Origin of the sequence: Mycoplasmopsis meleagridis, assembly GCF_900660695.1 — a bacterium.
GTDB lineage: Bacteria > Bacillota_I > Bacilli_A > Mycoplasmatales > Metamycoplasmataceae > Mycoplasmopsis > Mycoplasmopsis meleagridis.
The window spans coordinates 613,509-625,545 of record NZ_LR215042.1 but is presented as its reverse complement, the minus strand read 5'-3'; the positions used below and the strand labels follow the sequence as shown (position 1 = coordinate 625,545).

At 25.6% G+C, this 12,037-nt stretch carries 15 protein-coding genes; 2 read left to right on the top strand and 13 right to left on the bottom strand.

Annotated features, from left to right (window positions below):
- Window positions 1-32: 32 nt before the first annotated feature.
- The 4 genes from EXC33_RS02675 to pyrH form a co-directional block, all read right to left on the bottom strand.
- On the bottom strand, window positions 33-1,268 hold the full coding sequence (locus tag EXC33_RS02675; protein ID WP_046097141.1) for a class I tRNA ligase family protein: 1,236 nt from the start codon (window positions 1,266-1,268) through the stop codon (window positions 33-35).
- Window positions 1,269-1,334: 66 nt separating this feature from the next.
- Window positions 1,335-2,318 carry an ECF transporter S component gene (locus tag EXC33_RS02670; RefSeq protein WP_046097021.1) on the bottom strand — a complete coding sequence of 328 codons (984 nt, stop codon included), beginning with the start codon at window positions 2,316-2,318 and terminating at the stop codon, window positions 1,335-1,337.
- 45 nt (window positions 2,319-2,363) lie between these two features.
- On the bottom strand, window positions 2,364-2,915 hold the full coding sequence (gene frr / locus EXC33_RS02665; protein WP_046097140.1) for a ribosome recycling factor: 552 nt from the start codon (window positions 2,913-2,915) through the stop codon (window positions 2,364-2,366).
- Entirely contained in the window at window positions 2,915-3,631 is a 717-nt protein-coding gene (gene pyrH, locus EXC33_RS02660) for a UMP kinase (protein ID WP_046097020.1), read from the bottom strand. Before pyrH ends, frr begins: the two co-directional genes overlap by 1 nt.
- Before the next feature lie 122 nt (window positions 3,632-3,753).
- Here pyrH and EXC33_RS02655 point away from each other — a divergent pair, with 122 nt between their 5' ends.
- Window positions 3,754-4,695 carry a phosphatidate cytidylyltransferase gene (locus EXC33_RS02655; RefSeq protein ID WP_046097019.1) on the top strand — a complete coding sequence of 314 codons (942 nt, stop codon included), beginning with the start codon at window positions 3,754-3,756 and terminating at the stop codon, window positions 4,693-4,695.
- Window positions 4,696-4,712: 17 nt separating this feature from the next.
- Here EXC33_RS02655 and gatB read toward each other — a convergent pair whose 3' ends face one another.
- Genes gatB through EXC33_RS02615 form a run of 8 tightly spaced genes read right to left on the bottom strand, consistent with a single transcriptional unit; the run spans window position 4,713 to window position 11,070 of the window.
- Entirely contained in the window at window positions 4,713-6,128 is a 1,416-nt protein-coding gene (gatB, locus tag EXC33_RS02650; protein ID WP_046097018.1) for an Asp-tRNA(Asn)/Glu-tRNA(Gln) amidotransferase subunit GatB, read from the bottom strand.
- Window positions 6,121-7,449 (bottom strand): amidase family protein, encoded by a 1,329-nt coding sequence (locus EXC33_RS02645; RefSeq protein WP_046097017.1) that lies wholly within the window; start codon window positions 7,447-7,449, stop codon window positions 6,121-6,123. Before EXC33_RS02645 ends, gatB begins: the two co-directional genes overlap by 8 nt.
- Complete coding sequence (locus EXC33_RS02640) at window positions 7,449-7,751, bottom strand: Asp-tRNA(Asn)/Glu-tRNA(Gln) amidotransferase subunit GatC (protein WP_046097016.1); 303 nt, start codon at window positions 7,749-7,751, stop codon at window positions 7,449-7,451. The genes EXC33_RS02645 and EXC33_RS02640 overlap by 1 nt, the downstream gene beginning before the upstream one ends.
- Window positions 7,751-8,623: a pseudouridine synthase gene (locus tag EXC33_RS02635; RefSeq protein WP_046097015.1), complete on the bottom strand. Its 873-nt coding sequence runs from the start codon at window positions 8,621-8,623 to the stop codon at window positions 7,751-7,753. The genes EXC33_RS02640 and EXC33_RS02635 overlap by 1 nt, the downstream gene beginning before the upstream one ends.
- A 29-nt stretch (window positions 8,624-8,652) precedes the next feature.
- Window positions 8,653-9,237 (bottom strand): SMC-Scp complex subunit ScpB, encoded by a 585-nt coding sequence (scpB, locus tag EXC33_RS02630; protein ID WP_046097014.1) that lies wholly within the window; start codon window positions 9,235-9,237, stop codon window positions 8,653-8,655.
- A complete protein-coding gene (locus tag EXC33_RS02625) occupies window positions 9,227-10,021 on the bottom strand; it encodes a segregation/condensation protein A (RefSeq protein WP_046097013.1) in 795 nt (264 codons plus the stop codon). Before EXC33_RS02625 ends, scpB begins: the two co-directional genes overlap by 11 nt.
- A complete protein-coding gene (locus tag EXC33_RS02620; protein WP_046097012.1) occupies window positions 10,011-10,760 on the bottom strand; it encodes a lysophospholipid acyltransferase family protein in 750 nt (249 codons plus the stop codon). The genes EXC33_RS02625 and EXC33_RS02620 overlap by 11 nt, the downstream gene beginning before the upstream one ends.
- 1 nt (window position 10,761) lies before the next feature.
- Window positions 10,762-11,070, bottom strand: coding sequence for a holo-ACP synthase (locus EXC33_RS02615; RefSeq protein ID WP_046097011.1), 309 nt, complete (start codon window positions 11,068-11,070; stop codon window positions 10,762-10,764).
- Window positions 11,071-11,184: 114 nt separating this feature from the next.
- On the opposite strand from EXC33_RS02615, the gene recU reads away from it, so the two are divergent.
- Entirely contained in the window at window positions 11,185-11,670 is a 486-nt protein-coding gene (recU, locus tag EXC33_RS02610) for a Holliday junction resolvase RecU (RefSeq protein ID WP_046097010.1), read from the top strand.
- Here the strand turns inward: recU and EXC33_RS02605 are convergent.
- The gene (locus tag EXC33_RS02605) at window positions 11,667-11,963 is read right to left on the bottom strand and encodes an HU family DNA-binding protein (RefSeq protein WP_046097009.1); all 297 of its coding nucleotides are present in this window, start codon (window positions 11,961-11,963) and stop codon (window positions 11,667-11,669) included. The two genes, recU and EXC33_RS02605, sit on opposite strands and share 4 nt — an antisense overlap.
- Window positions 11,964-12,037 lie beyond the last annotated feature (74 nt).

Below are 12,037 nucleotides of genomic sequence, written 5' to 3'. Positions count from 1 at the left end.
AAAATCCTTAAATTTCCTTGTTTTTTCCACTGTTAAATTAATTTATTTTCAATTAAAACTGCTCTCAATTTATCGGCTTTAGAGTAATCTTTTTTACTTATTAAATAGTTTCATTTGTCAAAAACATCTAGAAAGAACTTATATTCTTTTTTTAATGTTATTTTAGGGTGTATAACAGATAAAATTTTGAATATAACGTTTGCTATTTCTTCATCATTATTTTTATTAAACATTTTTAAATATTCATTAAGTAGAAAGTTAAAGTTAGAAAATTCATAATTTACAAGAGAATTAACCAACTTATAATATTTTTCATTTTTGTTTGTATTAATTTCTATAAATTTGATTTTTTTTGAATAAAACTTGAAAACAAACTTTTTATATTTATCTTGAATAATTTGCATATTTTCTATTAGCTCTTTAGTTATGTTGATAGGCGCAGTTACTTTGGAATTTAAAATAATAAGTTTTATTATTTCTGTTCCATATTTCTCGATAAAACTACTAGCCAAAATAATATTTCCTAAAGATTTTGACATTTTTATTCCGTCTAAATTAATTTGTCCTGTTCTTAACCATTTATCGGCTAAATTTTTATTATATATGGAGAAGTGTTGAATATTTTCATTCTCATGATGAGGAAAAATTAAATCCATTCCTCCGCCATGAATATTTACACCGTTTTTACCAAAATGTTTATCAATTAAAGCACAACATTCGGTGTGTCAACCTGGTCTACCTAGTCCTAAAGAAGTTTTATACTTAATACCCAAAGTAGTATTTTTCCAAAGTGCGAAATCGCCTTTAAATTTTTTTCCATATGATAATTCGTCAAAAATCATTTTGTCTATATTTTGCTTAGATACAGTACCATAGTTTTTTTGATTTCTTGAAATGTCAAATCATACATTATTATTTTCATCTTTATATGCTGAATTTGCATTAATTATTTTAGTTATGTAGCTTTCAATGAAATTTATATTATCAGTTACTTTTTCAATTTGAGTAATTGTATCAATGTTAAGATCTTTTAAAAGATTCAAATATTTTTCAGTATAAAACTCACTAATTTCCTTTTCGCTTTTATTTTCTTCAATAGCTTTATTGATAATTTTGTCATCAATATCTGTTATATTATGAATAAATTTAAAAGGAATATTTTGTTCTCTATATCCCTTTAAAATAAGATCAAATGTCAAAATAGGTCTTAAATTACCAATATGAATATGGTTATAAACAGTTGGCCCACAAACGTAAATTTTTTGTATTTTTTTTGACATTTGTTTCTCCTCTTTATTATTTTTACTAGGTTATAAAAAAGAAGCTAGAGCTTCTTAATAAGAAATTTCATTATTTTTATTTATTAACGGATTAATGATGTTGTAAGTAAAGAAAATTACTAACATATTTACTCAAATTTTAAGTGGAGATAATAATGTATGAGTAAAAATATAAATAAATATATCTTTTGATCCTTCGCCGCTATTAGAATTTGTCAAAGCGTCTGCAAGAGAAATTAATGGAACATTGATAAGTTCAATAAAAGCAGAAAAAATTACTATGGGAACAATAACTAATAAATGTTTAGGTTTCATGTAAAATCTTGCGATTCAAAGAAAAATTATCATTGCTGCAAAACCTAAGGTCATTAACATAATCAATGCAAAACGATTACTTACAATTCCTTTATCAAGAACATTTTGACTAACCTTAGTAGCAATTAGTCAAACAATTAAAAAAATTATCGCTACTAAAATTAAAGTTGCTATTGTAACGTTAAAATTTAACAATGAATTTCTATTTCCAACAATTCTTATTTTTTTTCTTTTTTCACCTAAATTTATAATTTTATTAATTAGCTTATTAATTTTATTTTCATCTTCATTTTTCAACTTTAATTGCATTAGTTTATTATTTAGACTAATAATTTTCATTTCGTATACCGTATCACGATATGAACCATCAAAATAATATGTTATTAATTTCATGAATAATCAACCAATAATACCAGCAATTACACCGTTTAAAGCAGTTGCAAGAGTATATAAGGGATTATAGTTAGTAGGGAGGAATAAAAAACTTAATAAATCGCTTAGTAGGCCTACTAAACCTCCAATTATAGGGCCAAAAATAAAACCAGTTATTTTTACTGGTAAACCAACAAAACTAATTTTGAATGAAGGATAAGAAAAAAAAGGAACAAAACTAACAGAAATAATTAAAAAAACTACAGAAATAGCTATTAATATACCGACAAAACTAATTTTTCTAATAGTTCATTTTCCAAAAAACTTTCCTTCTCTTCACCCGTTTAACATATTGCCTCTTTTAAATAATATAATAATTAATAAAAAAAGAACACTTTAAGCATTCATTAACTCATTCTCTTTTTCTTTTGTAATTTTTTCAATGTGAAGAATTTTATTATCAGTTACTTTCTGAATTTCGTCAAGATATCTTTTTTCTAAATCTTCTGATAATTGTTCATCAGCTTTAATTCTTTTATTGACGTTATGTCTTGCATTTCTTATGCCAATTTTTGCATTTTCAGTATATTTACTTAAATGTTTAACCATTTCCTTACGTTTGTCAGTTGTTAATGCGGGGAAAGTTAATCTAATTTGATTACCTTCGTCAGCAACTGCAAGATTGAAATTTTCTAGTAATATAGCTTTTACAATTTCTTTGGTTATAGAAGAATCATAAGGTTTTATTAAAAGTTGTTGTGGCTCTGGAACGCTAATATTTGATAATTCTTCAAGAGGAGTTAATGTTTCATAATAATTTATTTTAATGCCTTTAATAATTTGAGGATTTGCTCTTCCAGTAGAAATTTTAGATAATTCAAATACATAATGATCAAGAGCTTTTTCACATTCTTCTTCAAATTCTAATAAGTAGAATTCTAATTCCATTATTTGATTACCTCCGTACATTCAATTTCGCCTTTAAGCGCCCTAATAATTGAATCTTTCTCAAGAATATTAAATACTATTAGACTAATATTATTATCTCTAGCCATACTTGTGGCAGTTAAATCCATAACTTGTAATTTTTTGTCAAGAATTTCGTCATATGTAACTTTTTTATAGTGAATAGCATCAGGATATATTTTTGGATCTTTATCATAAATTCCATCAACGCCATTTTTCCCCATTAGAATAACTTGGGCTTGTATTTCTGATGCGTATAATGTTGCAGCAGTATCTGTAGTAAAAAATGGGCGGCCTGTTCCTCCAACAAAAATAACGATTTCTCCATTTTTTAAATATTTCATTGTTTTTTCATTAACATAGTTTTCTGCGACTTTTTGATCTATAGGAATTGAAGATTGAACTCGTGTTCTAATTCCCACATTTTCAAAACCGCTTCTAAGAGCTAGACCGTTCATTATTGTTGCTAACATCCCTATATAGTCTGCCCTATTTCTAGGTATACCATTTTTTTCAGCGCTTGCTCCTCTTCAAAAATTTCCACCTCCTATAACAAGAGCAACTTCTACGCCTTCATCTACAACAGTTTTAAGTTGTAATGCAATATTATTCACTAGGTTATAGTCGATTGCAAGGCTTTTTTCTTTATTAACTAACCCTTCGCCTGAAAGTTTAACTAAAATTCTTTTATACTTCACTTTATTCCCCTATATAATTTTTTTAAATTATATAAAAAAATTAAAATTTGACCTCCTCATTATGCCTCTTATCCCCACAGCAAAGGTTTAAAAATTGGAAAAATAAAATTATAATTCTAATTATGAAGTTATTAAAAGAAAGAATTTTTCCTGCATTAGTTATAACTATAATTGCATTAGCGATTTTAATTCCTTTGTCAATATTTGGTAATAAACAAGTTGAAGCGAGATTAACAACATTAATTTTTTTAATGATTTTTGCTGGCATTTTAGTTTATGAATTTTTTAATGCAATGAGATTAAAAATTTATTTATCTCTAATATTTGCTTCAATTGCAATGTTAAGTATTCTTTTTCCTTATCATTTCTTTAATCAAAGCACTATTTATTTGGATAATTTAGATTTCGTTTCTAATTTTAAAGAAACAAGTATTTTTATTGGAAATTATGTTAAACAAATTGCTTTAGATTATATTTCTGTAATTATTATTTTAGTTATTGCCATTTGCTTTTTTATAGTTGAATTAAGAACAAGAAGGCAAAAAATTGAAGATTCATTACTCAGAATGTTATATGTGTTTATAACTATTTATGTTTTAACAAATGGGATTAAAATTTTCAATTTTTTAATAGATTATTCTTACATTTACTGAATCGTAATAGTTCTTATTACAGTCTCTTATGATATTTTGGGATTTTTAGGAGGCAATTTTTTTGGCAAAAAATGATTTAAAAAGCCTTTTGCACAAATAATTTCTCCAAATAAAACTTGAGAAGGATTTTTATTTGGAATTATCGGAGGATGAATAATTAGTTTTTCATTAACTTTTAGTTTAGGACTATTTTCAAGCAATAATATAGGATTATCAATTTTCTTACAAGCGCTTTTTGCTCTATTTTCACCATTTATAGTTTGTTTAGGGGATTTATTTTTTTCCTTGATTAAAAGAATAAATGGAGTTAAAGATTATTCTAAAATTTTTAAAGGACATGGTGGTTTTTTAGATCGTTTTGATGGATTAATGTTTTGCTTATTTTTTAGTTTCTTAATTTTTCTATTTTAGTAATAAATTTAACAAGTTTATTTATTTAACTTAATTTCTAAAATTTTATTAACTTCAATTGGATTAGCTTTTCCATTAGAAATTTTCATTATGTTACCTACAATTTGTTTCACAACTCTTTCTGGTCTAGTTTTATATTCATTTAGTAAAGAATCATTATTTTTAAGAACTTGATTTATTCAATTGTTTATTATTTTAGGATCTGATATTTGTTCTAAATCATTTTCTTTGATTAATTGCTCAAGAGTTTCTTTTTCATAGTTTGGTAGTAAAGTAATTAATTTCTTAAATGATTTGCCAGATATTATTCCAGAATCTAGAAATTTAATAGCTTCCTCAATATGTTTAATTTTGATATTTAAGTCCACAACTTCTTTGTTTAAACTATTAGCTAGAGATACTAATTCAGCAAAAAATAATTTTGCAAGTTTATCTCTATCGTCGTAGTTTATAGAATCAAAATATTTAGCTAAAGAAATGTCGCTTACTAAACTATTTATGTATATAGGATTGATATTTTCTTTTTTATATCTTTCTTCTTTTTCTCAAGGCAATTCTTCCAAAACTATATTATTTAAGAAATTAGAACTAAGTTTAATAAAGGGAATATTTGGCTCTGGGAAATATTTATAATCAATTTCTCCTGTTTTAGTTCTCATTACTATATTGGTTTGTGTTATTTCATCGAAGCGTTTTGTTTGTTGCAATATTGGTTCATTAGTAAGTATTTTTTTAGTTTGTAAATTAATTTCGTAATCAATAGCTGATTTTATGTTTGAATAAGTATTAATATTTTTGATTTCAACTTTTGTACCAAAATTTTGATAGCCATAAGGCCTTAAAGAAATGTTTATATCCGCTCTTAAAGAACCATTTTCTAATTTAGCATCAGAAATGCCTAATTCAAGCGCAACTTTTCTAATCATATCGACATAATCCACTGCTTCTTGGCTGGATTTAATTACAGGAAAGCTAACAATTTCAATTAGAGGCACTCCTGCTCTGTTGTAATCAAGCTTAGTGACATCATTTTCATGATGTTGTCTTGCCGTGTCTTCTTCTAAATGAATTCTTTCAATTTGAATGTCTTTGTAACTCGAAAAAGATTTGATTTTTAATGTACCATTTTTACCAATTGGTCTATAAAATTGTGTAATTTGATAGCCTTTAGGAAGATCGCTATAAAAATAATTTTTTCTGTCAAAATGTAATTCATCGTCAATTTCCATTTTGAGAGCTTTTGCCATTTTGACGGCATGAATTACTGCCTGCTTATTAACTAAAGGTAATGTTCCAGGATAACCTAAATCAATTTGATTTATTAAAGTATTAGGATTAGCATTAAAACTATTTTCTGAAGGAGAAAACATTTTAGTTTTAGTATTTAATTCTAAGTGTATTTCAATGCCTATAATTACTTCAAAATTATTCATATTTAGTATCCTTTAAATATTTTTCAATTCATAAAGCAAAAGAAAGTAAGTTTTCGTCACTATAAATTTTGCTACTAATAGCAAGATTAATAGGCAAATTATTTATTCTCATAAAAGGTATTGTAATTGAAGGATTGCCAACTAAATTATCGCCTGTTAAAATATATTCCATATAGTCATAATTTTTATTCTCTCCTTTAATTAAAGGAGCAACATCGGCGCTTGCTGGAAAAATGACAATGTCATATTTAGAATGCAAATCATCTAAATAGTTTTTGATAACTCTTCTTGCTTTTTGTGCTTTAATGAATATTTCTGCTTGATTTTCTGAATAAAGAAAAAAACTACCTAAAGTTAACCTTCTTTGAACCATATAACCAAAACCTTTTGATCTGCTATTTGTCATGGTTTCATTTCAATTATTACCATTTATTCTTTCGCCAAAAGCTATACCATTTAAATTAGATAAATTAGATGAAGCTTCTGAATAAGAAATAACATCATAAGTAGGCTTAATAGCCTTTAAAATAGTAGTATTAGGTTCAATTAAGTCTATTTTTATTTCTTTATCATTATTAAGATTTTTATAAAGGGAAATAAAGTTTTTATATAATTTTTCATTTATTTTTTTTGTATTTAAAAAGGCAATTTTTTTAGGTTTTTTAATCGCAATATTATCAATTTTTACATCTATAGAAGTAAAATCTTTGTCGTCTTTTCCATATAGAACTTGTGAAATAATAGAAATATCATTTACATTATGAGCAAAATAAGCCACTGTATCTAAAGAAGAGGCATAAGCAAAAAGACCATATCTACTAATAGCACCATATGAAGGTTTAAAACCTACTTTACCGTTATAAGAAGCAGGTAATCTTACACTATCGCCTGTATCAGAAGCTAAAGCAAAAGAAATATTTTTAGTCAAAGTAGCAACTGAACCTGATGATGAACCTCCTGCTAATCTAGTTTCATCAAGAGGATTTTTAATTAATCCATTAGCACTAAAAGTTCCTGTTCCACCTAATGCCAATTCATCACAATTAACTTTAGCAATTGGTAAAGCTCCTGCTATAAGAAGTTTTTCGATTGCAGTGGCATTATATGAAGGAAAAAAATTTTTTAAAAAATTGCTTGAAGCTGTAGATTTACTAAATGAAGTAGCAAAATTATCTTTTATCGTAAAAACAGCATCTTTTAATAAATTATTAGTTTTTTGTTTATATTGAAATTTGTCTAAAATATCTACAACTGCATTGTTTTGATCGTTTTTTAATTCTAAAGAAGCTTTGTCTCAATTACCTTTTTCTATTAGTTCCATTAATTTACCACCTTAACTGTGATAATAAAATCTTCATCTTTTTCTTTTGCATTTTTTAAAGCATCTTTTTTACTGATAGAAAAAGATGTATCGACTTTATCTTCTCTTAAAAAATCAATATATTTATTCTCATCTATATGAGTTAATGGTTCAACATTTTTTAAATCTAATTGATCTAGTATGGCTAAATTTTCATGCAATATGTTTCATTCTTGTAAGATATTTTCAATAACTTCATTGGTAGGATTAAGCATTATCGAAGAAACAATATTTTTTAGTTTATCTTTGTTAATTTCTTTCATTATTTTTCTTTCCAAGGAATAGGGGAATAGAATTCTTTATCATTCAAATATTCCAATTTACCTTCTAAGTTTTTAAACTTTAAAAAATTACAATGTAAATATAATCTATTAGCTTTAGGTCCATTATATTTTTTATCCCCATAAATAGGAGCATTTAAGCATTTCATACTTAATCTAATTTGATGTTTTTTGCCACTTAATAATTTGGCATATCAGACATTATTTTTTTTATAAATATATGTTTTTGCAGTATTTTTGTTAGCAAAATAAGAATTTATAATTTTTGCTTTTAGAAAATTATTTTTATTTTTTTCGATAAGTAAATTAATTTCTCTATCTAAACCATTATAGTCTGATTTAAAAGCATAAATTTTTTCAAAAGAATTTATTTTTCTGTTTAATTCTGCGACTGAAAAATAATTTTTAGCATAAATAATTAGGCCGCTAGTTTCTTTATCTAATCTTCCGACATGAGAAGCTCTAAATTCTCCAATTTCATTCTTATAGTTTAAATATTTTAAAACTTGTAAATCTAAAGAATTACTTTCCGAATGTATTGAAATACCACTTGGTTTATTAATTAAAAGAATATTTTTATCTTCATAAATAATTCTAAAATTAATATCTACATTTATCTTGCTTTCTTTTTTTGTTTTAATTTCTTTTGCGAAGAAAATACTTACCATATCACCAGTTTTAATTCTTAATTTTTCATTACTAATTCTTTGGTCATTAATTTTTATATCTTTTTGGCGAAATAGTTTATAAATAAGACTAATTGGATAATCATAAAGAACGTCTTTAATAAAATTTAAGATCTTTTTAGAATCATTTTCTTTACTTATTTTAAAAGTTTTTCAATTTGTGTTCATATATTAAAAAATAGTGCAAAATAACACTATTATTGATGAAAATTGTTTTCTTCTCTTTGACTATCAAAAAGGCTAAAATCTTCTTCTTTATCCTCGCCATCTATATAGTTAAATTCGTTTAGTTTTGGAAGTTCATTCATAGATTTAATTCTAAAATAATCATAAAATTTATTAGTAACGCCATAAAGTTTAGGTTGCCCAGGAGTATTGCTAATACCAACTACTTCTATCATTCCTTTATTGACTAAAGTTTCAATTAAACTATCACTTGAAATCCCACGAATGTTGCTAACCATTGAACGAGTAACAGGTTGTTTATAGGCAATAATTCCAGCAACTTCAATGGCAGCATTTGAAAGACGATGTTTCTTAACAACTTGCACCATTTTTTGGATATATTGCTTGTAGGTTTCTCTTGTTGCAAATTTGTAAATTTCGTTAAATTCTACTACTTTAAGAGCAGTTTCTCTAGCGTTATAATTTTTGATGAAATCATTCATTACTTTTTTGCTTTCAGCTTTATTTTTAAGGTTAAATATTTCTTGTAATTGTTCTAAATTAAGTCCTTCGTCGCCTTGTATGTATAATAGTGCTTCAATAATATTATTCTTCATATTCAGGGCCTTTCTCGAATTTTAATATACCAAAATCTTCTTCTTGATAAATTCTAATTATTTGTCTTCTAGCTAAATCTAAAACGGCCATTAAAGTTATAACAAAGTGATTTAATGTAGGCTGAGTAAATATCATTTCAAAAGTAACAACTTCGTGATTTTCGAATAGATTTAAAATAAAAGGGATTTGATCCTTAGGCGTTTTATCAAAGTGATCTAACTTAGTTTTTTTTAATTGATTTGCAAAAGCTCTTTCAAACATTTTTCTAAGGACAAGGATAAGTTTAAGAGGATTTGAATGGCCATCAATAGTTAATTTATCATCGTCAATAATAAATTCATCTACATTGCTAGCTTTTTTAATAAAAATATCTTTTCTAAGGCCTTCTTGTTCACGTAACGCTTTAGAAACTTCTTTGAATTGTTGATATTCATAAAGTCTTTGTAAAATTTCTCTTTTACTTTCTTCTATTTCTGGTTTTTCTTCAGGAGTATAAAGAAGCATTTTAGTTTTGAGAAGCAATAAAGTTGAAGCCATAACTAAATAATCTCCTAAAACGGAAGCATCTTCATTATTTTCGTTTTGTCCATTTTCTAGTTTATCTTTTCAATTATTTACTATTCTTAAGTATTCAGTTGCAAGCTCTACCAAATCAACATCCATGATATCAATTCTTTTTTCTTGAACTAAAGCTAAAAGCAAATCAAGAGGGCCGTCAAAATTTTCTAATTTAATATCATATTTTTTATCTTCTGTTTCATATAAACTTACTCTAGTGGCCATTATAAAGAACCTCTTCTATATTATTTTTAACTTTTTTTGCAATTGCACCTTTTTCCATTGAAATTATCGTATTAGGTTTAATCATAGGCAAAAAAGTAACATTAATAATCAATTTTTTTCTTCTTTTTTTATTAGTAGCATCCCTTGTGTCAGAAATTGCTAAAGGAACAATTGGAAGGTAATAATTGTAGGCAACTTTAAAAGCGCCTTCTTTAAATTCTCCTAATTTAGCGCTATTGATTCTAGTTCCTTCAGGGAAAACTACTCCCACAGTGTGATTTTCTTTGACAAAATCACCGAATTCTTTAAGAGATTTGATTGCCTCTCTAAAATTTTGCCTATCAATCAATACGCCATCATTTAAAGTTATAGCGGCCATCGCTAATTTAGATTTTCTTAATTCTTTCTTTGCTAAAAAAGTGGGGATTTTATTTTGCACATCTTTTTCTTTTGTTTGTTTTTCAAGAGCTTTTAATACTATTAGAGGATCGATATTTGATTTATGATTAGGCGTTAATATAAAAGGTCCTTTAGGTAAATTGTTATATCCTTTTATAATCAGTTTTATATTGTACATTCAAAGGAGCATTTTTGCTCTTTTTAGTAATCAATTATTTCTTTGCTGAGGATAGTGATGTTCAGGCATTTTTTTATATTTTTTTGCATATGCCACGATTCTTCATAAATATCATAGAAAAACAGGTCAGCAAAAAATCATTTTTAGATTAAAACTTAGCATTTTACTCCTTATTTTCAATTACAAAGGCAATTAAATAATCATCTTCATGTGATATTGAAATAGAAAAATTAGGATGAATTCACTTATTATTTTCTTTTTTAAGTAGTATTTTAGCAAAGCTATAATACGAATTATTTGCCTTAAAAATAGCTTCCTTTATTGCTCAAAAAGTTGCTAAAGTTTTTGTTTTTAAATTATCGTTTATATCAGTAAAATAGGCATATTCTTCTCTATGTAATATTCTTTTTATAAATCCCTCAGTTTTATTATTAAATCTAGAAATTTTAACTAAGTCTACCCCAATATTCATATTAATTAATTTTATATTAATATTGAATTAAACAAAAATTAAACGAAAACGCTTCTTTTTCCACATTTTGTTTATTATGCAATTTTTAATTCTTAAACTAGAATTAAGTAGTGTATGAATACATATTTAAAAAATCGTGGGATGCTTTTAGAAACGATTATAAACAAGACAATTGATTATTATGAAAGGAATAAAATAGCTTATATTGAAAAAAAGATGCTTCCAGTAAAATTCAAGAAAGTGAATGAAAAAGGAGAACTATCGGAAGCTAGAATTTACAATAAAAGTACGGTAGATTATATAGGCTGTTTTAAGGGGAATTTTGTTGCATTTGAAGCAAAAAGTACAAACGAAAAATATTTACCAAAAAATAACATTAAGAAACATCAAGTTAAATATTTAGAAAAAATAAATAATAACGGCGGAATATCATTTTTAATAATATTCTTTTCAATATTTGATGAATTTTATTTTGTTAAATATGAGAATATTAGAGATTTCTTAAATAAAAAAATATCCTACGAAATAATAAAAAAACAAGGTATAAATCTTGAATTATCTTTTCCTGGAATAATAGATTTTATACCTTGTATAAGTTAGAAATTAACAATATCTCTTAAATATTTAGAAGGAGTGAATTTAACAATACGTTTTTCAGGAATTGTAATGATTTGCTTCTCGTTTTCACCTTGTTCTTTAGCAAAAGGATTTACAGCTTCACGGCCCCTTCTAACTTTAGTATCGAAAGTACCTAAATTTGAAAGCTGAATTTTTTCTTCTGCAATTAGTTGTTCTTTAAGAACAAAAACAAAAGCATCAAAAAATTTATCTGCCATTCTTACGGGTACATCCATTTGTTTAGCAATTTCTAAAATAAATTCTTTTTTTGTCATATTTCCTTTCGAAAACTAGTTAATAAATTAGTATAACTAGCTATATTATAGTACTATTCGTTAAATTTCAACTT